The sequence below is a fragment of the Vibrio rhizosphaerae genome, assembly GCF_024347095.1.
Classification (GTDB): Bacteria; Pseudomonadota; Gammaproteobacteria; order Enterobacterales; family Vibrionaceae; genus Vibrio; species Vibrio rhizosphaerae.
In genome coordinates this window covers 111483-132821 of sequence record NZ_AP024904.1, presented here as the reverse complement: position 1 = coordinate 132821, position 21339 = coordinate 111483, and the positions used below count along the sequence as shown (strand labels likewise).

Annotated in this window: 18 protein-coding genes; 10 read left to right on the top strand and 8 right to left on the bottom strand. The window is 47.8% G+C overall.

Translation table 11 applies throughout. The features are described 5' to 3' along the window. Positions 1–98: 98 nt before the first annotated feature. Complete coding sequence (locus tag OCV37_RS15800; protein WP_038180176.1) at positions 99–1985, bottom strand: methyl-accepting chemotaxis protein; 1887 nt, start codon at positions 1983–1985, stop codon at positions 99–101. 394 nt (positions 1986–2379) lie between these two features. On the opposite strand from OCV37_RS15800, the gene OCV37_RS15795 reads away from it, so the two are divergent. Beyond that, positions 2380–2751 (top strand): RidA family protein, encoded by a 372-nt coding sequence (locus OCV37_RS15795; protein ID WP_038180174.1) that lies wholly within the window; start codon positions 2380–2382, stop codon positions 2749–2751. A gap of 51 nt (positions 2752–2802) precedes the next feature. Here OCV37_RS15795 and OCV37_RS15790 read toward each other — a convergent pair whose 3' ends face one another. Further along, positions 2803–3339, bottom strand: a complete 537-nt coding sequence (locus tag OCV37_RS15790) for a nucleotidyltransferase family protein (protein ID WP_038180171.1) — start codon at positions 3337–3339, stop codon at positions 2803–2805. A gap of 443 nt (positions 3340–3782) precedes the next feature. Here OCV37_RS15790 and OCV37_RS15785 point away from each other — a divergent pair, with 443 nt between their 5' ends. Next, a complete protein-coding gene (locus OCV37_RS15785) occupies positions 3783–4418 on the top strand; it encodes an alanine--tRNA ligase-related protein (protein ID WP_038180170.1) in 636 nt (211 codons plus the stop codon). A 220-nt stretch (positions 4419–4638) separates the two neighbouring features. Then, on the top strand, positions 4639–5646 hold the full coding sequence (locus OCV37_RS15780) for a substrate-binding domain-containing protein (protein ID WP_038180169.1): 1008 nt from the start codon (positions 4639–4641) through the stop codon (positions 5644–5646). A 25-nt stretch (positions 5647–5671) separates the two neighbouring features. Here OCV37_RS15780 and OCV37_RS15775 read toward each other — a convergent pair whose 3' ends face one another. Continuing rightward, on the bottom strand, positions 5672–6178 hold the full coding sequence (locus tag OCV37_RS15775; RefSeq protein ID WP_038180168.1) for a gluconokinase: 507 nt from the start codon (positions 6176–6178) through the stop codon (positions 5672–5674). Between the two features lie 238 nt (positions 6179–6416). On the opposite strand from OCV37_RS15775, the gene ascF reads away from it, so the two are divergent. Together ascF and ascB are read left to right on the top strand one after the other, a co-directional pair. Next, positions 6417–7904 (top strand): PTS cellobiose/arbutin/salicin transporter subunit IIBC, encoded by a 1488-nt coding sequence (gene ascF / locus OCV37_RS15770; protein WP_038180315.1) that lies wholly within the window; start codon positions 6417–6419, stop codon positions 7902–7904. Between the two features lie 65 nt (positions 7905–7969). After that, complete coding sequence (ascB, locus tag OCV37_RS15765; protein ID WP_038180167.1) at positions 7970–9400, top strand: 6-phospho-beta-glucosidase; 1431 nt, start codon at positions 7970–7972, stop codon at positions 9398–9400. Between the two features lie 273 nt (positions 9401–9673). Here the strand turns inward: ascB and OCV37_RS15760 are convergent, their stop codons facing one another. Together OCV37_RS15760 and OCV37_RS15755 are read right to left on the bottom strand one after the other, a co-directional pair. Next, positions 9674–9862 carry a hypothetical protein gene (locus OCV37_RS15760; protein WP_038180166.1) on the bottom strand — a complete coding sequence of 63 codons (189 nt, stop codon included), beginning with the start codon at positions 9860–9862 and terminating at the stop codon, positions 9674–9676. Between the two features lie 34 nt (positions 9863–9896). Beyond that, entirely contained in the window at positions 9897–13385 is a 3489-nt protein-coding gene (locus OCV37_RS15755) for an acyl-[ACP]--phospholipid O-acyltransferase (RefSeq protein ID WP_038180161.1), read from the bottom strand. 344 nt (positions 13386–13729) lie between these two features. Here OCV37_RS15755 and arfB point away from each other — a divergent pair, with 344 nt between their 5' ends. Both arfB and leuA read left to right on the top strand, forming a co-directional pair. Beyond that, positions 13730–14146, top strand: coding sequence for an alternative ribosome rescue aminoacyl-tRNA hydrolase ArfB (gene arfB, locus OCV37_RS15750; RefSeq protein WP_038180158.1), 417 nt, complete (start codon positions 13730–13732; stop codon positions 14144–14146). A 365-nt stretch (positions 14147–14511) separates the two neighbouring features. After that, positions 14512–16185, top strand: a complete 1674-nt coding sequence (leuA, locus tag OCV37_RS15745) for a 2-isopropylmalate synthase (protein ID WP_038180312.1) — start codon at positions 14512–14514, stop codon at positions 16183–16185. Positions 16186–16208: 23 nt separating this feature from the next. Here the strand turns inward: leuA and OCV37_RS15740 are convergent, their stop codons facing one another. Further along, positions 16209–16985, bottom strand: coding sequence for an AraC family transcriptional regulator (locus OCV37_RS15740; protein WP_038180155.1), 777 nt, complete (start codon positions 16983–16985; stop codon positions 16209–16211). A 221-nt stretch (positions 16986–17206) separates the two neighbouring features. On the opposite strand from OCV37_RS15740, the gene OCV37_RS15735 reads away from it, so the two are divergent. Further along, complete coding sequence (locus OCV37_RS15735) at positions 17207–17425, top strand: hypothetical protein (RefSeq protein WP_157634935.1); 219 nt, start codon at positions 17207–17209, stop codon at positions 17423–17425. 405 nt (positions 17426–17830) lie between these two features. Further along, a complete protein-coding gene (locus OCV37_RS15730; protein ID WP_038180152.1) occupies positions 17831–18493 on the top strand; it encodes a DNA-methyltransferase in 663 nt (220 codons plus the stop codon). A 73-nt stretch (positions 18494–18566) separates the two neighbouring features. Here the strand turns inward: OCV37_RS15730 and OCV37_RS15725 are convergent, their stop codons facing one another. Continuing rightward, positions 18567–19298, bottom strand: coding sequence for a helix-turn-helix transcriptional regulator (locus OCV37_RS15725; RefSeq protein WP_038180150.1), 732 nt, complete (start codon positions 19296–19298; stop codon positions 18567–18569). 113 nt (positions 19299–19411) lie between these two features. On the opposite strand from OCV37_RS15725, the gene OCV37_RS15720 reads away from it, so the two are divergent. Continuing rightward, on the top strand, positions 19412–19801 hold the full coding sequence (locus tag OCV37_RS15720; RefSeq protein WP_038180149.1) for a nuclear transport factor 2 family protein: 390 nt from the start codon (positions 19412–19414) through the stop codon (positions 19799–19801). Positions 19802–19948: 147 nt separating this feature from the next. Here the strand turns inward: OCV37_RS15720 and OCV37_RS15715 are convergent, their stop codons facing one another. Further along, positions 19949–21334, bottom strand: coding sequence for an SLC13 family permease (locus OCV37_RS15715; protein WP_038180147.1), 1386 nt, complete (start codon positions 21332–21334; stop codon positions 19949–19951). Positions 21335–21339: the final 5 nt, after the last annotated feature.

Sequence of the window (21339 nt, the reverse complement as noted above, 5' to 3'; positions counted from 1 at the left end):
CTGAATCGTTACCACAGACATTGGCCATCAGCGGCGCTCTCTGAACAAAAAAACCACATGGAGACCCATGTGGTTTTTTTCAGGCTGCAATCGTAACTTTAGTCCAACTTAAACGTCGCCACTTTCGAATTCAGGGCGATGGCCTGATCTTTCATTTCATTGGTCTGATGCAACCCAGATTCAGCGCCACTGGCTAATCCCTCAGTCACATCTTTAATCGCGGTTATATTTTGAGTAATCTCACCGGTCACATGGGTCTGCTCTTCTGCTGCGGTGGCAATCTGCGTCGCCATATCACTAATCAGACCGACAGCCGTCAGAATTTCCTCTAAAGCCTGACTGGCATGGTCGGCATCCTGAACTGAGCTTTCGGCCAGTTTGGCACTATTTTCCATGAAACCGACCGCTCTTTTGGTCATTTCCTGCAGGGTTTGAATGGTGGATTTAATCTCTTCGGTTGAAGTGTGTGTCCGCTGAGAAAGCATTCGAACTTCATCCGCCACCACCGCAAATCCACGGCCCTGCTCTCCGGCACGAGCCGCCTCAATCGCTGCATTCAAGGCTAACAGATTGGTTTGTTCAGCGATTCCCTGAATGGTGCTCAGCACCGCTGAAATTTCCGCTGAGTGCTGATCGAGCTCAGAAATCACTGAGCTGGCTTGGGTCACTTCACTCGCCAGGTGGTTGATCGATTTTCTGGTATTCATGACCAACTGATGCCCGTGTTGCGTACTCTCAGAAGAACTCTGCGCTGAGTGAGCCGTCTGTTCGGCATGAGAGGCAATTTCCTGAGTTGCAGAAGCCATCTCCGTCACGGCAGTTGCAACCAGGGTGATTTCCTGCTGCTGAACCGCAAGCTCCTCTGCGGTCTGATTGACCCGTTCAGTACTCTTCTGCGACATCACGGTCAATGCGTCGGATTGCTGACGAATATGACCAATTAACTGTTGCAGACTATCCACGAAAGTATTAAATCCATGTGCCACTCTCCCCACTTCATCATTGCTGCGGATCTCTATACGCTGCGTCAAATCACCGCTGCCGCCTGCAATTTGCTCCAATGCTTCAGCCACATGCTTCAACGGACGGAACAAAATATTACAAATCCAGTTAAACAAAGCGACACCGAGCAAGACCAGCACCCCAGTGACTGCAAGCTGACTATACAAGGTATTATAAAGTGGCTTGACCAAAGACTGCTGCTCAATCACCGCCACTGTAATCAGATCACTGCCTTGAATCGCCCGGGCATAGACCACATACTTTTTACCCTGAATATCAATCACTTCATCTTGACCCGAGCGGACAATACTCTGCACATCCGCAAAAGGAATCCCCAGCTTATCAATTGGCTGATTCAGTAAAGAAACATCCTGATGAGTGAAGATATGCCCGGTCTTATTGGCGATAAACATATAGCCATCACCCGGTAGAATTACCTGCTTCAGGCTATTGAGAATGTCATTCAGCTCAATATCAATCCCCAGGACCAACTCAGAACCAAACAGATTCACAGCCTTCCCCATCGATACGACATTCTTGCCGGTGGCTGCGGCAACCGTCGGGTTATCCATAAACACTTTATCCGGATTTTTCTTCGCATTGATATACCAGCCCCATTTTCTGGGATCATTATTGCCCGGTGGTAACACGACGCCATTGGCATTTTTCTGACTGCCGTCAGGATAGGCGAGAAATACATTCTCAAACCCCGCAGATCGTTTCATCTGCTTCAAATGAGCGACAATAGCCCCTTCCTGAATTTCTTCAGACAGAGAAGTCAAAGCCAGTTCTTTCGCCTTAAGCCAGTCAGCCACATATTGATTATAAGAAGCACTGGTACTTCGTAAGCGCTGTTCGACCGAAACGGATAATCGATCCAAGGAGGCATTAAATGAAATGATCTCGACCAATATGCAGCCAACAACAATGGCAATGCTGGCAGATATTGCTAATTTATTTTTTAATGATAGATTTTTAAACATAAACACACCTTGTTTAACTGAGGTGATGAAACATATTCCCTAATGAGCATCTGTTCAGTGACGATATATTTTCATATGAAAAAGTGTCTTAACTTTATCTGCCTATTTCCGACACATAACAATGATGATCGTCATACTTTGATGAATCACAACACCATTCAAAACAAAAACAAACAAAACATACGCGTACCATATAAAACGTAGTCCATCCGTGTTTTTTTCTATACCTTTAATGGCAAAAATAGAGGCAAGGTAACACTTGTTGGACATTCTTTTTCTCATTGTTGACTCGCTTCTTTTTTGTTGAGATTTTCACCTATCTCTAATCGGTTTTGTTCCACCATGTCACTTGAACAAGTGATTTAGCATTTGGGCTTAAGTTTGAAGAGGAAAAATGGTCGAAAGAATTCATTATGAAGGATTACCGCAAATTGCCGGTCCTTACGTTCACGCAACCAAACATAATCAAACCCTGTATATATCAGGGTTGACTGCGTATGGCACAAAGGCGCAATCATCGGATCTGCCGCAACAAAGTCAGGCGATCCTGAATCAAATCGCAACAATTTTGAATTGTGAGCAGCGCTTAAAAAGTGATCTGGTCAAACTGACAATCTTTGTCCGTGATATCAGCCAGTTAGCAACCATTCGGGAACAGTTGTTTGAATTCTATGAAGGACACCTCCCAGCTTGCTCTCTGGTTGAGGTGTCACAATTCATTCACCCAGATCTGCAAATCGAGATAGAAGCGATTGTAGCGCTATAGGAATCGATGCGAGGGGTATGTAACATGGCAAGGCATCCATTGAGATTTTTATTAGGGCGCAATTTTCAAACAAGGCCATCGAACTAACCAGCCTTTTGAATGAACACGAGTTTCAAAGATTGTTCGTGACCTTTTAGGGTTATGCGTGATACATCCTCTCACTAGAGATCCAACCCCAAACACAGCAACAAGTTCATATTGATTGAGACCGGTTTGACGAACTGCAACTGCCGTTTCTTTTTCCGGCCAATAACGCATCGCATCCACTGAACTTTGGTAAGGTTGGTCACCATTACGCTCGTGCATTGTCGCTTGATTACGCACTTGCCAGTTCAGCTGAGGCATACAACCTCTTAGCTGTGCTTCGTATTTCAAATAGGCGTGAGAATCAGACTCATCAGGATCAAAGTAGATCACATCCACATCATTTAAGGGCGTTGCTGATTTGAAATGATGTAGTGAGTCCCAAACTAAATTCCGGACGAAACCCGCTGCGATATAACATTGCGGTAGGCCCAACTCAAACACATATTCGAGTGCCGCGACTCTTAACGGATCTCGTTTAATTAATGCGATGATCTTGTCCATTCTTCTCCTGTATTTTTTAACCAGACACGGCCTGTATTATTCTGACAGAAATAATGAACAATGCACTAACGTCTCATTTGATGAGCATAACTATTTAAAACATATTGGATGAGAATTAATTATTCTATTGACAATTAGCATGTAAAATAAACCAAGCTGTAAGCCAAAACTTACGTCGCATAAGACACGAAAAGGGGCTAACTTTAGATCAAACAGCGTGACGGGTCGAATGGCGATTCACTGTGATGACGCCTGACATGTTTTGAGGGAAGGACAAGGGATTCGGTTTAATGAAACACAACTGAATGCATATAAAATATTGGTAATGATCGCGTCATTTTCCACAACATTATTTATTATCCGACGGCGAATTACTGACTCAATTGCGATAACAAAGGCATCATCATTGGTTTTATTTAGAAATGGATTTTAGAAGGTAAATCATGACTAAGAAAATATTCTGGGAAAACCCCTATCAATCAGAATTAACCTCTTACGTGACGAATATCGATGGTCAAATGATTGAATTGTCCGAAACGATCTTTTATGCAGAATCAGGCGGTCAGGAAAGCGATCACGGCACCATCGGTGGCATTGAAGTTGTTCATGCCGAGAAAGCAGGCAAACGGATTTTTTATACTCTCAAGTCTGCCCCGTCTTTCTCCGTTGGAGACAGTGTCATCACACAAATCAACTGGCCCCGAAGATATGCGCTGATGAAGCTTCACTTTGCTGCTGAGTTGGTCCTTGAATGTTTTTATCAGCAGCTCACCATCGAAAAAATAGGGGCACATATTGCCGCAGACAAAAGCAGGATCGATTTTTATTATGACGGCAATATTGGAAAATTAGCTGAAGAGATAGAAAAGCAAGTGCAAGCAATCATTGATGCTGATCTTGCCATTGAAAGTCGCTTTTCCGATATCAGTCAAGAGCGCAGATATTGGAAAATTGACGGATTCTCCGAAGTCCCCTGCGGCGGCACGCATATCCGCAGAACGTCTGAGGTTGGCAAGATCAAATTACGACGAAAAAACCCGGGACGAGGAAAAGAACGAGTGGAAATTACCGTTGAGTAAATGTTCAGAGTGCCTGAAATCAAGCGAATTCAATTCAAATCAACCACTCAACAAAGAAAATCATTGATGGAAGAATGATTAAGATAGCGTTCTCAACCACCAGTACTTCTATCACAAGCAAACGCAGGGTAAGATGACTCCCGATTGAAACCTGAAACCGATGAAAGCGGATAATTGACTTCGCTAGGCTGACCAAAACACGATGACCAAAGCAACTGTTATGCCCCCAAAACCGAAAAAGAGCCGCACCACCTTACAAGACGTAGCCGATGCGGTCGGCGTAACGAAAATGACCGTCTCCCGCTACATGCGAAATCCCGAATCAGTGGCAAAAAAGACTCAAGAAAAAATCGCTGCGGTGATTGAACAGCTCGGTTACATCGAAAACCGGGCACCAGCCATGTTATCTCGCGCTTCCAGTAATGCCATTGGCGTGTTGCTGCCTTCATTGTCGAACCAGATTTTCGCGTCGTTTATGCAAGGGGTCGAAAATGTGACCAAAGCCAATGGCTATGAAACACTTTTGGCTCACTTTGGTTATGACGAACAAGAAGAAGAACGCAAAATCGCCTCGCTGCTCTCCTATCAGGTGGACGGGTTAATTCTCACCGCCAGCAATCACACCCCAAGAACCTTACAGATGATCCACAATGCCGGCGTCCCTGTGGTTGAAACCATGGAGCTTCCCCCGGCTCCGATTGATATGGTGGTCGGATTGGATCATCTGGATGCCTCTTATCAGGTCGTACGGCGGATGATTGCCGCGGGAAAACGCTCGATCGCTTACTTCGGGGCCCGTCTGGATACCCGAACCCATTTGCGGATGCTTGGCTATGACAAAGCCATGCAAGAAGCCGGGCTGACCACCAGACATATTCTCACCAGTGAGCACTCTAGCTTCTCACTGGCAGAAAATTTACTTGAACGGGCTCTCCGGCAATATCCAGATCTGGATGGTGTGTTTTGTACCAACGACGATATCGCCATCGGCACCTTATTTGCCGCGCAACAGCGTGGTATCAAAGTTCCTGAGCAACTGTCGATTGTGGGATATAACGCGTTGGATATCGGGAAAACGATTCGCCCCCAAATCACCAGTGTCGATACGCCCCGCTTTGATATCGGTCAGAAAAGCGCTGAACTCATCATCGCAAGGCTCAAAAATGAACCCATCGCGCAGCCCATTATTGATATGGGCTATATCATTCGCGAAGGGGAAAGTATTTAAACGAAGGCATCTCTCATTCAGCGCGTTACGCCGCCTCAAGTGCAGCAACAATCCGCTCGACCACTTGTTCAATACTGCCTTCAATACTGACAATAAATGTCTGAGGTTCGTGATCCGGTCGCTCCAGCGTATCAAACTGACTTTTTACCATATTTTCTTTCATGAAATGCCCTTGCCGCTGACGCATCCGCGTTAGAATCAGATCCATATCACCATCGAGAAAGACAAATGTCACATTGTGGTTCCCTTCCCGGATTTGCTCACGATATGCTTTTTTCAATGCCGAACAGACCAATACACCGTGTTCATTTTTACTCTCGAGGCTATAGGCGGCATCGCGAATTCTTTCCAGCCACGGCTGACGGTCAGTATCGTCTAACGGTTGCCCTGCTGCCATCTTCTGAATGTTGGCTCTGGGGTGAAGATCGTCGCCATCAATAAATTTACGTCCGAGTCGGTTTGCCAGCCGCGCACCAACGGTGCTTTTCCCACAGCCACAAACCCCCATCACGACGATACTACTACCTGACATATTCAATCCTCATAACAAACTTGCGCGTGATCCCATTTTTAAAATTCACTTGTAAATTAGGGTTTACCCAACCAAGTTTACCGGTAACATGTTACCCGTAACTTAAATCAGTGTAAAGCCACTTACGCAACTCATCCAATAACAAAATAAATGCGTTTTTTTCTGCTGAACTTGTGCGATCCACAAGCGGCTCGAATCATCAATGAACATGGCAGGGAAGAGTTTCCGGGAGATTCAAATGTCCAATAATTACAAAACAATCGCTCAATCCGTTGTGACCAACGTGGGAGGAAAAGACAACGTCTCCGCCCTGACCCACTGTATGACACGACTACGTTTTGTGCTCAACGACGCGAGCTTGGTTGATATCGCGCAACTCAAAGCAACCCAAGGTGTCATGGGTGTTGTGGATAACGGCGATAAAGTACAAGTGATCATCGGTAACGAAGTGGCCGTTGCATACAAAGAAGTCATGGCATTGATTGACCTTGATGGCACATCTCCCACCGCTCCTTCTGCAACAGAGAACAAACAGAAACTGACTGCCAAAGTTATCGGCGCAAAAATGCTCGATGCCCTTGTCGGCACCATGTCGCCGCTCATTCCGGCGATTATCGGCGGATCGATGGTCAAGCTGTTAGCGATGGTGTTAGAAATGAGCGGTTGGGTTGAGCCGAACGCTTCGACATTGATCATTCTCAAAGCTATCGGTGACGGGGCATTCTTCTTCCTGCCAGTGATGGTTGCTGCTTCCGCCTCAATCAAATTCAAAACCAATATGTCCTTGGCGATTGCAATAGCCGGGGTGCTGATTCATCCCAACTTTATCAACTTAATGGCTCAGGCAGCACAAGGCCAGCAAGTTGATCTGTTCGGGGTTTCGATTACTGCGGTGAAATACACCTACACCGTCATTCCGGCACTGGTGATGACTTGGGTGTTATCATACATTGAACGCTGGGTAGACCGGATTACGCCGGTGGTAACCAAAAACTTCCTCAAGCCGATGCTGATCGTATTGATTGCCGCACCGATTGCGATTGTGATCATTGGCCCGGTCGGCATCTGGATCGGGACGGCTATTTCAGCGGTAGTGTATACCATTCACGGCACACTCGGCTGGTTATCTGTGGCAATTATGGGGGCATTATGGCCGCTATTGGTGCTCACCGGGATGCACCGCGTGTTTACCCCGACCATTATCCAAACCATTGCTGAAACAGGTCGTGAAGGTATGGTGATGCCGTCTGAAATCGGCGCGAATTTAGGCATGGGCGGCGCATGTTTAGCCGTCGCCTATAAAACCAAGAGCACCGCACTCAGACAGACCGCACTCGCAGCCGGCGCTTCTGCTATTTTTGCCGGGATCTCTGAACCGGCGCTGTATGGGGTCCTCGTCCGCTTGAAACGGCCACTGATTGCGACCATGATTACAGGATTCGTCGTCGGAGCACTCGCCGGAATGGGCGGCTTAGCCAGTCACTCAATGGCGTCACCGAGCCTGTTTACCAGCGTGCAGTTCTTTGATGTCAACGACCCGATGAGTATTGTGTGGGTGTTTGGGCTGATTGCTCTTGCGATTGTGTTGTCGTTCATTCTGACGCTGGTACTCGGCTTTGAAGATGACCCGCAAGTCGATGATGACCAGATGGTCAGCACTGAGCCACAATCTGCGGCCAGCCCGTCTGACAATGGCAAAGTGACATCACCCCAAGCAACCGCTTAAACCGTATTAAAGCGATTCAAGTCATCTGTGCATCCGGATGGCTTGGATCATTGAAGAGGAAACACATGTCTGATCTGCATTTTCCACCAGATTTTCTCTGGGGAGGCGCGATTGCCGCCAACCAGTCTGAAGGGGCCTACCTTGCGGACGGTAAAGGATTAACCACCGTGGATATGATCCCATACGGTGAAAACCGGCTGCCGATTAAACTGGGGCAAGTCTCCAGCGTCACACTCAGTGAGGATGAATTCTATCCCAGCCATCATGCCATCGATTTCTATCACCGCTACCGTGAAGATATTGCCCTGCTGGCGGAAATGGGGTTAAAAGTGTTCCGCCTCTCCATTGCATGGAGCCGTATCTTCCCCAATGGCGATGATGCCGAACCAAATCAAGCCGGCTTAGATTTCTACCGAAACGTCTTTCAGGAATGCCACAAGTATGGCATCGAACCCTTGGTGACGTTATGCCACTTTGATGTACCGATGAATCTGGTCACCCAGTATGGCTCATGGCGTAATCGCAAGATGATTGCGTTCTTTACGCGTTATGCCCGCACCTGTTTCGAACACTACCGCGGTCTGGTCAAATACTGGCTGACCTTCAATGAGATCAATATCTTACTGGCCAGCCCGTTCTCGGGGGCCGGATTATTGTTCCAAGAAGGTGAAAACCACGATCAGGTCAAATACCAAGCGGCGCACCATGAGCTGGTTGCCAGCGCACTGGCGACCAAAATCGCCCATGAAGTTGACCCGCAAAACCAAGTCGGCTGTATGCTCGCCGGGGGTAACTTCTACCCTTATTCTTGCAAGCCACAAGATGTCTTTATCGCGATGGAGAAAGACCGCGAAAATTTATTCTTTATCGATGTTCAGTCTCGCGGTTATTACCCGGCCTACAGCCAGCAGGTCTTCGAGAAAAAAGGGGTACAACTGCAAACCGAAGCCGAAGATTTTGAGATTCTCAAACATACCGTCGATTTCATCTCCTTTAGTTACTACGCCTCGCGCTGTGCATCTGCCGATATGAATGACGGTAACACCAGTGCCGCCAACGTGGTGAAGTCGATTCGCAACCCGCATTTACCCGCCAGCGACTGGGGCTGGGTGATCGACCCGCTCGGACTGAGAATTACCATGAATACCCTGTATGACCGCTACCAGAAACCGCTCTTTTTGGTCGAAAACGGTTTAGGTGCCAAAGATACCCCGGATGAAACCGGCAACATCAACGATGACTACCGGATTGACTATCTGCGCCAGCACATTCAGGCCATGAGTGATGCCATGCACGATGGCGTGCCGTTAATGGGCTTTACCCCGTGGGGCTGCATCGATTTAGTGGCGGCATCCACCGGCGAAATGAGTAAGCGCTATGGTTTCATCTATGTTGATCGTGACAATTTAGGCCAAGGCACCTTGAACCGGACACCGAAAAAATCGTTCTACTGGTACAAAAAAGTCATTGCCAGCAACGGACAAGATATCAGTTAACAGCAGACCGGGTTTGGCAATCCTCTTCTCCCCCTGCCTCCCCTAGGGTCAGATTACCGGTGGGGTCGTTGAAATGCGCGGTAACCCTATGCGCAGTGGCAATGGTGACGGAGCGTGGCTTGGTAGTAACTATGCTGTCGGGTTGAACTCTTTCCATTATAGAGGTAATAACTCTGATGAGTGGGGCCCATACTTTGATATTACGAGGACACACACCAGAAGTAAATCCATTCCTTGAGGTGCGTGTCCTGCTTATTCTCTTCTGGATATTTGTTATATCTCCTGTTCCATGCAAGTTTCCTGTTCTATCAGCTGTTCTGCTTTTCTACTGATCTCGATAATCCCTTTTTGCAAAGCAGACACGCCTTTATAGTCAGCCAGCAAGATTGAAGACAGTGCAAGGACAGCGAGATCAGCCATGTCTGAAATGTATTCTAATTCTTTGATTTTTTTTATTTTCATTATGTTCACCTATCTATTTGACGTTTTGTGCTATTTATCCTATTTGCGCCAGTGCCAGATTTTTTGCGGCGGAGAAATCGAGCTTGCCGCTGCCCAGGAGGGGAATATTGGCGACTTGCATGATTTTATTTGGCAGCATCAGAGACGGCATTCCTTTCTGGATCAGGATTTTTTTCACTTCAGCCGGTTCTAAATTCAGATCAACTAGCATAATGATCTGTTCTCCTTTCTTCTCATCCGGCAGATTCACGGCAACCAGTCCGGATTCCGGTTGATCGAGCAGTTCACGGGCACACTGTTCAACAGCCCCAAGACTTACCATCTCGCCACCCAGTTTGGCGAAGCGTGAATAACGATCAACGATAGTTAAATAGCCGTCACTATCCAGATGACCTTTGTCTCCGGTTTTGTACCAACGTTGGCCGTCCAGTTCGACGACAACTTCGGCCGTTTTATCCGGGTCATTGAGATAGCCCTGCATGATCTGAGCGCCACCGATCAGGATCAGTCCGTCTTCACCGGCAGGTAACGGCATCAGTGTCACAGGATCCACGATCTTAAATGTGGTTCCGGGAAGTGCCAGACCAACGGTTCCTTCACGGGCGGCTTCCTGAATAAAGCCTTCACGACGAACCAGATGCCCCGGCAGGTTGACGCTGGCAACCGGCGTGGTTTCGGTGGTACCGTAGCCTTCGAGGACAGGCACCATAAATTTCTGCTGGAATGCGGCTTTGATCTTCGCGTCTAATTTTTCAGCACCGGATACCACAGCTCTGAGTGAGTTGAACATCATGGGATTGATGCGACGGTTACGCTGATACATGCCTAAAAATGTCGAGGTTGCACACATCAGGGTGGCTTCATATTTGGCGACTGAACGGGCAATATTCAGGCTATCGGTCGGATCCGGGTGGCAGATGACCGGAATCCCTTCAATCAGCGGTAACATGCCGGTGACTGTCAGACCAAATGCGTGGAATAGTGGCAGGGTCGCCATGATTTTATCGTTGCTGCGGATATTCAGCACATCCGAAACCTGACGTAAATTGGCCAGAATATTTTTGTGGCTGAGCATGACGCCTTTTGGCACGCCTTCACTTCCCGAAGAGAACAGGATTGCCGCGGTATCTTCCCGTTGTTGTTGCTGACAGAGTAATCGGCTAATCCAACTGGCAGGCAGTGTTTTGACCGCCAATAACATCATCAGTTGTGCGGGCCGGCCGAGACTGGCTTTGAAATCTTCCAGATAAAGTACACGACAGCCGTCAAGGAGGGTCTGGCAGTCAATGCCGCGTTTTTCCAGTCTGGCGAGAAAGCGTCTGGAAGTGACGATACTTTCCACTGCCGCATTGTGTTTTGCACTGCGCAGCGCTTCCGCTGAAGCCGTGTAATTGAGATTGACTACGGTTTTCCCCGCCATCATCGCTGCCAGATTACTCATTAGCCCGGCACTGGAAGTCGGGACCAGCAAGCCTAAATTCTGTCCCGGCAGATGCTGAAGTTTACGCTTGAGCAGCAGACTGCCGACCAGAAAGCGGCTATGTGTGATTGGTTGACCGTTGCTGTCCGCGACTGCCCACTGACCGGGATGGTTTTTCGCCGTTGCGATCCAGGCTTCAGGAAGCGTTCCCAGCGTGTCGGCATATTCATTCCAGGTTGCGACGGACATTTCAAATACCTTCTGTTTCACTTCCGTGGCGGTTGAATGGATGTCCATCGCGGTTCCGAATGCGATAATGACATCTCTTTTCATCCCGGTTTTTCTCACTTTTGCCAGACGTTTGCTGGAACGGGAGAAGAAACTTCCCCACATCCCGCGCAGATAGAACGGAATAATCACACCACGGGCATCCTGACAGGCACGTTCAAAGCCTTTTTTAAATTCTCCCAGTTGACCAAGATAGCTGATACGACCTTCAGGAAACAGACAGACCACTTCACCCTGATTCAGGAGGTCCGTTATCTTGTTTAATGCTTCACGGCTTTTGCCGGGAGCAATCGGAACCACCTGAAACAGATCGAACAGCCATTTGAGATACCAGCATTGGTAGATAGTCTGATCCATAACAAAGTGTACACGTCTCGGGGATGCCATCTGCACAATTGCCCAGTCCAGCCAGCTGATATGATTACCGAGCAGCAGCGTTCCCTGACCGGCTTCCGGCAGATTGTTGAACCCCAACACTTGCAGACGGTATTTGCGGCCGAGTAATTTGGTCATCACCGAACGGACCAGAACTTCCGGTAGCAGAATGATGGCTGCCAACGCAACCAAAGCCCCAAGGCCGAATAATCCCCACAAGATATAGCTGACATCGAGTTCCTGCGTTGTGAACGCGACCGTGACTGCCAAACATAACAACATGCCGACATTCTGAATGAAATTATTTCCGGCCAGAATTTTACCGATCTGGTCTTCTTTCGCGTGGAACTGAATTAATGCGTTGAGCGGGACCAGCATAAATGAGCCGCCGATACCGATAGTCAGGAAAATACCGCCAAGCAAAACCGATGAGGTGACCTGTGGCAGCAGAAATAGTCCGGCACAGATAATCAGAGCACCAGCGGGGATCAGTGCCAGATTAATGTGATTGACGGAGTGTTTTGAAGCAAATGAAGAACCAAGCATCATACCGACAATCGCCATCGCAATAATACTTTGAATGATAAAGGTATTATCCATAGCAAGGTGGCTTTTGGCGTAGGCTGGGAAAGCAGCAATCATTACCTGACTGATCGAAAGAAACAAGGTTAAGCCGATGACTGATTGCCAAATCGCTTTTTTCTGAAACAGAAGGGTGAGATTCCGGCCTAACGTTTTACCCAGAATGTAATCTTTCCAGATAAATACGGGTTCTTGTATCTGAGGCCGGGCGCCATCCTGAGGTGTGTGTCCCCGTAAGTGATCTTTTCCCGGTAAGCGGAAAGCCAGCAGACACTCGATCAGAGAACCAATGACCAGTAACCAGCCTAATGGGGCGATGTCCTGAAGAATCGCCCCCGGCTGAAGCGGGGTTTCAGGGGATAATTTCAGTTCGAACAGTGCGGAAAAGACGGCGCTCCCAGCAAGAATGGCAATCATTGAAACCGCCTGAACCCAGGCGTTGCCGTTGCTGAGTTTTTCTGCGCCGACCAGCTCTCGGATGTAACCATATTTTGCCGGAGAATAGAGCGCACTCTGCACTGCGAGAATAAACGTCAGGGCAAAGGATGCATAAAACCAGCCCTGATAATAGCAGAGGGTAATCATCAGGGTGATGAATACCGCACATAAGGCGCTGATTTTCATCACTTTGGTTTTTGCATAACGATCCGACAGGTAGCCGGATGGGGTAAAGAGTAATACAAAAGGGAGCAGAATCAGTGCATTGACGATCGCAGTCATCAGCACCTGCTGGTGATCTGACAATGTTTTGAACAGGGTATTCTGCACGACGATTTTATGGCCTAAATCGACAAAAGCGTTCATGAAGGCAACCCATAGGAAGGTGACAAAGCCTCTGACAGTGGTAGCGTTATTCATACTTATTCTCCAATTTAATTGAACAGCGTTCAATTGATGGATAAAATTTAATTGAACACTGTTCGATTGTAAAGGGAATTTTTGCATTATTTTTACCGGAGAGATTAACCAACGCCTACCCAATATTCTCACACGGTTGTCTCTGCCTCAGCAGGAATACCTCAAACTCAGCACCAAGCTGGAAAAGAAACCCAGACTCAGGGTCGCTTCAGCCGAACGGCTTAATCTCGCGAAACAACAACTCAAGAAGCAGAGAATACTCGGATAAGCGCATTTAAAGCTACTGTTGCGTTTCAAATGACGATATTATTGCGAATAAAATAGCCATCAGCGAAGCCTAAAGCATGTTAACTATCTCTAATACGGTCATTCTTGCAGAATGGGAAATTGAAATGACTGCTATCCGAGCCATGGGGAACGGTGGGCAAAATGTGCAGAAGGTATCCTCAGCCATTCATTTACGTTTTGATATTCAACGTTCGAGTTTACCCTCAGTATACAAAGAAAGATTACTCGCTCTCAGTGATTCTAGAATTACCAAAGATGGCGTTGTCGTGATCAAATCACAAACCTATCGAACTCAGGAACAAAACCGACTTGATGCATTAGAACGCCTCAAGGGACTGATCCAATCCGTCATGGTGGTACAAAAGCGTCGGCGAGCGACCAAGCCAACCTGGTCATCAAAACTCAAGCGCATAAATACTAAAAAGAAGATGGGACAAAAGAAAGCCTTACGAGGTCGAGTCAACGAAGACTAAACGACTAGCTTGATATGACAAAATAAAAAACCACCGACCAGTTTAGCCAAAGAACCCCTGACGAGGACACACACCCTACCAAAAGATAAAGCATATAGAAAAACAAAACCGAACCCCGTCGCATTACCCTAGGGGCTCTGCAAGTCTATATAGACAAGACTTATCATATGCGTAATTCGAGCCAGCCTCTGAAATCTATAAGCCTGATTGTGCGTCAAAAATCAGAGCCGAAGACTGGGAAAATTAAAAATTGAGGTGACTGTTTTGTCCAAAACCCGACGATTTTTGTCAGCTTCTATTGAGATATCCTCAGCCAACCCTTCTAGCATGAATATTCCTTTTTCAAACCGATGGATCAATTCAATATGTTAGCCACCCCCGCAGACAAATACACACCGGCACCGGTGATCCCGTTTCCGCAAAGAACATGGCCGTCAAAACAGTTAATACAAGCTCCCCGTTGGTGCTCGACCGATTTAAGAGATGGTAATCAATCGCTGGCGAACCCGATGAATATCGAAAAGAAACTGAAGTTTTTTGACCATCTGGTTGCGTGTGGCTTCACAGAAATTGAAGTGGCATTTCCCTCCGCCTCTCAAACAGATTTCGACTTTGTCCGCCAACTGATCGACAACGCCTTGATTCCTGATGATGTCACCATTCAGGTCATCACCCAATCCAGACCGGATCTGATTGAGCGAACCATCGAATCGCTGATCGGTGCTTCCAAGGCGATTGTTCACTTATACAACGCCACCGCGCCCGCTTTTCGCGAGATAGTGTTCAACCAAGATCAAGCAGCCACTTTAGCACTGGCAGTTAAAGGGGCACAGCAGATCCGGGACTTGTGTCAACAGCATCCTGAAACGCTCTGGACGCTGGAATACTCACCGGAAACATTTAACTTTACCGAGCCGGAATTTGCGCTTGAAATCTGTCAGGCTGTGGCCGCAGTATGGCAACCGTGTGCGTCACGGCCATTGATTATCAACCTGCCAACCACAGTGGAACGCAACACGCCCAATGTGTTTGCCGATCAAATCGAACACTTCATCAACAACTTTGATTCTCTGGATCATGTCACTGTCAGTGTCCATCCGCATAATGATCGCGGTACCGGGGTGGCCAGTGCTGAACTGGCAATGCTCGCCGGGGCGACACGGGTCGAAGGCTGTTTATTCGGCAACGGGGAACGCACCGGCAATGTTGATTTGGTGACACTGGCTTTAAATCTCTACTCACAAGGGATCGACCCACAATTACGCTTCGACGACATTCAACAGACGGTTGAACTGGTCGAACAGTGTAACGAGCTGCCGGTGCATCCGCGCCATCCTTACGCGGGCAGACTGGTGTTTACCGCGTTTTCCGGCTCTCACCAAGATGCAATCAAAAAGGGATTTGCCCACGCTCAAAGCTCCTCACCCAGCCACTGGAATATCCCCTATTTACCTATCGACCCGATGGATCTGGGATGCACTTATGAAGAAGTAATTCGGGTCAACAGCCAGTCCGGAAAAAGCGGGGCAGCATGGTTACTACAACAAAATCACGGCTTGCACCTGCCCAAAATGCTTCAGGTCGATTTAAGCCAACGGGTCAAACAGCATACCGACAGCACCGGGCGCGAAATGAACATTGCCGAGTTATGGCAACTGTTCCGCACCGCTTATGGCTTAGTTCACCAGCCGGTGATGAGCCTGCAACGCTATCACACCCACCCCGCCGCAGACGGGCAACAGATTGAGGCACAGATCCGTTACTGCGAGCAAGAGATCATCTGTGTCGGCAGTGGTATCGGTTTGATGTCGGCCTTATTAACCGGATTAATGGAGCAATTTGACTGTCAGGCCAATGTGGTCGATTACCACGAACATACGCTGGGCACCCAAACCCACAGTAAAGCCGCGAGTTATGTTCAGTTGCAGTCTGCAAGGTCGAATGTGAGTATTTTTGGCGTCGCCATTGAAGAAGATGCCACCAAAGCCTCACTCCAGGCATTGTTGAACGCCTATGCACAGCTCATACAGGCGAGCTAGGTCAGGCATCCACATCAGCGCGCTCACTCACGCGCCACAGGCAGGATCGGCGGGCAATATTCACTCGGTGACAACCCGGTGCGGCTTTTAAACATGGCGCTGAATGCACTCGGGCTGTCATAGCCAATCGCTAAAGCGGTATCTAACACGCTACAGCCGCTGGCTAACAGTTCTAACGCGTGGAGCAAACGCTTCTGACGTAACCATTCGGTAAAGGTTAATCCCAACTCTTGCTGAAAGCGACGGGATACCGTTCTCTCACTCTGACCGAGCGATTTGGCGGCATCAGAAGCCGTCCACGGATGGGAGAGACGCTCCGAGAGATTGCGGCAGAGCGTGATCAACGCTTCAGAACTCGGATGAGGCAAATAAAAATCGATGGGATTCAAACGACGTAATTCGTCCAGAATCAATTCAAAAATACGTTCTTCCCGGGTGCCTGCCATACGGACATCCGGGAGAACAACCGCTTCAACAATTAAGCAGGTCAGCAACGGGGAGACCGTCGATAACACACAGGTATTCGGCAGATCGGCCCGCGCCATCGGATCGACAAACAGTGTGCGAACGCGCACATCGCCGGTAATTCGCAGACTATGAGAAACCCCTGCCGGGATCCACAACCCTTTATTCGCCGTCACCACCCACGCGCCCGCTTGGGTATCGACACGAATCACCCCATTGAGAGCATGTAAAAACTGGGCACACTGATGAATATGAGGCGCTTCCACGTCCCCGTGAGAATAATTATGGGCATAGGCAATAATTGGCGGCCCCAACGCTTCATCACAAAATTTCATCACTCACCCGTTCATCCCCACCCGTTTCAGGTATTTAAAGCCAATCGGCAGCAGGTTGTCAAACCCGGTATTGGTGCATTGGATTTACCAATATGACTGGCAAACATTTGGCGATGCTATGGGCTCTGTGCCGAAAATCGTTCGCTATAGAATCCGTTCTGTTGCAGAACCCATGAGTTGGTATACTGGCGGAAAAGAAGGAGAATTCTGGAGATGTATCAGTGAAGCTGCGTTATAGCCTTGTTTATCTATTCATCATGCTGTTGATGGGTGGTTGTGCGCATCGGGTCAATAGTGTTCAAGCACTCACTCAATGGGACAAAGCTTACGGCCAGTGTCTGACGCAAGAGCAAAATAGTTCGGTCAGATTCCCCGAAGACAATGCTTGGTTTCATTCACTCAGCGCAATTCAGCAGAAACATGTTGTGCTGTATCTGTAGGGACTAGATAGTTATCAAGACTATCTAGCTAAAACGATCTTTGTTGCTTTCCTCACTGTTTTCTTTATAAGCATCTGACATCATAATGATTTAATGATGCTAAAGAGGAAATTTACATGACGTGCAGTTGTTGTAATAAAAGTTTGAACATAGGGATGATACATAAGAAAGATCCCCACACAGGCCAAAAATTTAAGTCCTGTCCTCATTGTTCTGATGCAAATGGCTTAGAGCACGTTTTCCATCCATATCCATCGTCCTTTGGTAAAACACCTGCTAGAGTGACCGCCCGAAACCCTGAAGGATACCAAAGCTACTGTATAGATTGTCGTCGACTAGATAGGGGGATGCAATCTCAAACCTATATGAATGGGAAAACGTGCAGTAGTCTTGTATAGAAATCTGATGAATTTATTCCAAGATGATGCAGTTAAATGGTTGTCAACGCTCGATACAGCGAGCGTTGATCTATTAATAACCGATCCCCCTTATGAATCTTTAGAAAAACACAGAAAAATTGGTACAACAACTCGACTTAAGGTTAGTAAGTCGTCAAGCAACCAATGGTTTGAGATATTCCCTAACGATAGGTTTGAAGAGTTACTTAGTGAGATCTATCGTGTGCTTAAGAACCACTCTCATTTTTACCTTTTCTGTGACCAAGAAACTATGTTTGCCATTAAGCCGATTGCGGAAAAAGTCGGATTCAAATTTTGGAAACCGATCATCTGGGACAAGGTTAGTATTGGTATGGGCTATCATTACCGCGCTCGACATGAGTACATATTATTTTTTGAAAAGGGTAAGAGAAAACTCAATGATTTAGGAGTGCCCGATATATTAACCCATAAGCGGGTATATAGAGGATATCCAACTGAAAAACCAGTAAACCTTCTTGAAGTGCTCATAGCTCAGAGTAGTAGAGAAGGAGAAATGGTGGTTGACCCATTTTTTGGTTCAGGTTCGACCTTAGTTGCGGCTAAGAATTTGAAAAGACAGTTTAAAGGGAATGATCTTTCTCCCTCAGCTCATGGACATCTTCGCCAACGTACTGACTTTGAGATCTAAAGGCTGACTAGATGGAATGGCAGAATTATATTTATTATCTTTTAGGCTCCACTTAAAAAATTAGTTCCTCTGTCTAACCCAACTTTGCCTGAAATTTTCCCGGAGTTTCGCCAAAACGATGCCGGAATACCTCAATATAGGCGCTGACATTGCCATAGCCGCTACGCTCTGCGACATCGCTGATTGTGCAACCGGCCAGCAACCACTTGAGCGAGATGACCAGTTTCGACTGTTGACGCCATTGGCTAAACGTCAGCCCGGTTTCTCGGATAAAAATACGGCTCAGTGTGCGCACACTCACGCCGCTGTGGGCGGCCAGTTGCGCTTGGGTCAAATCGGTGGAAGGACTGTTGAGCAGTTGATCTGCGATGCGTCTGGCCCGTCGGTCTGAAGGTAACGGTAATCCGACAGGCAACCGCTGCAATCTCATCAGTTCATAGCCGAATAACACCAGCCAATGCGAGAAATAATCCGGTGGATAATCAGCCGCCGTTAAACGCGTTGCCCGGTCCATCAGAGCGCTCAAAAAAGGGTTGACCCCATACACGCCGGGTAATTGAGGGAATTCAACCGCATCCGCCGCATCAAAATGCAGAATGAACCCCTGCACCGCAGCTAATATGGTCGCCTTGTGTGAGCAGTGTTCGGGAATCCACCCCACGGAACCGGGTGTGATCGGCCATTGGGCGGTGTCCGTTTCAATGATGATCATGCCGCGCTGTAACCAGTAAAGCTGGCCGGTTGGGTGCGCATGCCACGGCGTTTCGTGCCGTTGTCTGTGATTGAGAGGGGCGACATCCATCATGTTGATATCCATCCATATGGCCGATTAGCCATATAATATGGCAAAGTATCGATAATCATACCATTGATCTGTCCTGTATCTTGTTTTGACTCCCCAACAAAAAGGTTAAAAACATGAATACTCGCCAACTAGTGCTACATGCATTAACAGACGTGATGACCCACCCCGAGCATGAAATACACATCATCAGAACCTATTTTTCTGAGCATTATCATCAGGTTGTGAATGGAGAACATTTGGATTTCAATCACTTCATCAATCATCTGGCATTACTCAAACAACAAACAAAGCAGATCTCGCTCACGGTGCTCGCAGCGGCCTCTGAGGGTAATACGGTTTTGACTCACCATCAGGTGACGGCAGAGAAAGCAGATGGTACATATGCGATATTTGAAGTGCTGGCACACTTTACCGTTGCTGACGGCCAGATCATTCGCTGCGAAGAATTAACCCGTATGCTCACCGGCTCACAGAGTGATCAGGACTTAGGTAGTCAGTATTAAAACGAGACGCAGGCGTTCTCACCAAACGACGAGAACCGCTTAAAGTGAGAACCACTTGAAATAGAGTGAAGTATAATCAAGGGCGCATTCAGCACCCTTGACTGTGCCGACCTGAATCATCAGCCGGAATCCGTCTGATAGCGCCCCTTACCAGAAGAACACCGCGATCAACGTGAGCAGAATAATACAGGCGATATTTAAGTAGATACCGGCTCGCATCATCTCCGACTGCTGAATATGACCCGAGGCAAACACAATCGCGTTGGGCGGAGTTGCCACCGGTAACATAAATGCACAGGATGCCGCGACCGCAATTAACACCGAGAGCAGAACCGGTGAAACACCGAACGCTTCCGCGACGCTGGCAAACACCGGGATCAGCAATGCGGCACTGGCGGTATTACTGGCGAACTCGGTCAGGAACACTACAAATGTTGCGATAATCACCACGATCCATAGCAGTCCGAGGTTCGAAATCAGACTGCTCAGCTCGTGCGCAATAAATACGCTGGTGCCGGTCTGCTTGAGAACATTACTGAGACAGATACCGCCGCCGAACAGTAACAACACCCCCCAGTCTGCGGTTTTTTCAATATCTTTCCAATGGACGACCCGAGCGAAACTCACCAGAATAATCGCACTGAGTGCAATGATGGTATCAAACGATTTAAATCCACCCAGCATCGCGTTGATCGGTTTACTGAACACCCAGAAGAACACCACCAGCGCAAAGATTCCGAGCGTCACCACCTTGCCTTTATCCCAGTCAACCGGTTCGTGGTTCAATTCAAAATGGCCGGACAAATCCGGTTTGAGCAACAAATAGAGAATCACAATCATCACCGGCAGCATTGCAATCGACGTGGGCAAACCAAACTTCATCCAGTCAATAAATGTTAACCCCACCTGAGCAGCGGCTATCGCATTCGGCGGGCTGCCGACTACAGTCGCAATCCCACCGATACTGGCGCTATACGCAATCCCTAACAGCACGAACACATAAGTTTTATGGCCTTTGTCTGCATCAACTTTACTCAGAATACCCAGTACCAGTGGCAGCATCATCGCGGTGGTTGCAGTATTGCTAATCCACATCGAAATGACCGCAGTGACGATAAACAGCATGAAAACCGCGACACTCATTCGGCCTCTCGCCATCAAGAGCACCTTATCGGCGACCACTTTATCCAATCCCTGCCGGTGCATGGCTGCGGCTAACGCAAAGCCCCCCAGAAACAGATAAATAATCGGATTGGAAAAATAGCTCAGCGCGGTGGTGGTATCAAATACACCAAACAACACCGAGATCACCGGCACCAGAATGGCAGTCACGGTAACGTGCAATGCTTCGGTTAACCATAACACCGCAATGAATGCGAGCAGACTAATCCCCAACACCACATCAGGCTGGAACGGCAGGTTAAAATAAAGCAGCAGAAACAGCAGGATATCCGCGAGGATGATGATACTATTACGGTTAAAAAACCATTCTCTCGTATTCGCGGGGAGAGGGACATTATCGTTTTTATTCATTAGAC

Coding starts and splice junctions, on each gene's coding strand:
- OCV37_RS15725 (WP_038180150.1), bottom strand. CDS start 19,298: ATGATGGATGTCGCCCCTCTCAATCACAGACAACGGCACGAAACGCCG.
- OCV37_RS15795 (WP_038180174.1), top strand. CDS start 2,380: ATGGTCGAAAGAATTCATTATGAAGGATTACCGCAAATTGCCGGTCCT.
- ascB (WP_038180167.1), top strand. CDS start 7,970: ATGTCTGATCTGCATTTTCCACCAGATTTTCTCTGGGGAGGCGCGATT.
- OCV37_RS15755 (WP_038180161.1), bottom strand. CDS start 13,385: ATGAATAACGCTACCACTGTCAGAGGCTTTGTCACCTTCCTATGGGTT.
- OCV37_RS15715 (WP_038180147.1), bottom strand. CDS start 21,334: ATGAATAAAAACGATAATGTCCCTCTCCCCGCGAATACGAGAGAATGG.
- ascF (WP_038180315.1), top strand. CDS start 6,417: ATGTCCAATAATTACAAAACAATCGCTCAATCCGTTGTGACCAACGTG.
- OCV37_RS15720 (WP_038180149.1), top strand. CDS start 19,412: ATGAATACTCGCCAACTAGTGCTACATGCATTAACAGACGTGATGACC.
- OCV37_RS15785 (WP_038180170.1), top strand. CDS start 3,783: ATGACTAAGAAAATATTCTGGGAAAACCCCTATCAATCAGAATTAACC.
- arfB (WP_038180158.1), top strand. CDS start 13,730: ATGTTAACTATCTCTAATACGGTCATTCTTGCAGAATGGGAAATTGAA.
- OCV37_RS15775 (WP_038180168.1), bottom strand. CDS start 6,178: ATGTCAGGTAGTAGTATCGTCGTGATGGGGGTTTGTGGCTGTGGGAAA.
- OCV37_RS15760 (WP_038180166.1), bottom strand. CDS start 9,862: ATGAAAATAAAAAAAATCAAAGAATTAGAATACATTTCAGACATGGCT.
- OCV37_RS15740 (WP_038180155.1), bottom strand. CDS start 16,985: ATGAAATTTTGTGATGAAGCGTTGGGGCCGCCAATTATTGCCTATGCC.
- leuA (WP_038180312.1), top strand. CDS start 14,512: ATGTTAGCCACCCCCGCAGACAAATACACACCGGCACCGGTGATCCCG.
- OCV37_RS15780 (WP_038180169.1), top strand. CDS start 4,639: ATGCCCCCAAAACCGAAAAAGAGCCGCACCACCTTACAAGACGTAGCC.
- OCV37_RS15800 (WP_038180176.1), bottom strand. CDS start 1,985: ATGTTTAAAAATCTATCATTAAAAAATAAATTAGCAATATCTGCCAGC.
- OCV37_RS15730 (WP_038180152.1), top strand. CDS start 17,831: ATGAATTTATTCCAAGATGATGCAGTTAAATGGTTGTCAACGCTCGAT.
- OCV37_RS15790 (WP_038180171.1), bottom strand. CDS start 3,339: ATGGACAAGATCATCGCATTAATTAAACGAGATCCGTTAAGAGTCGCG.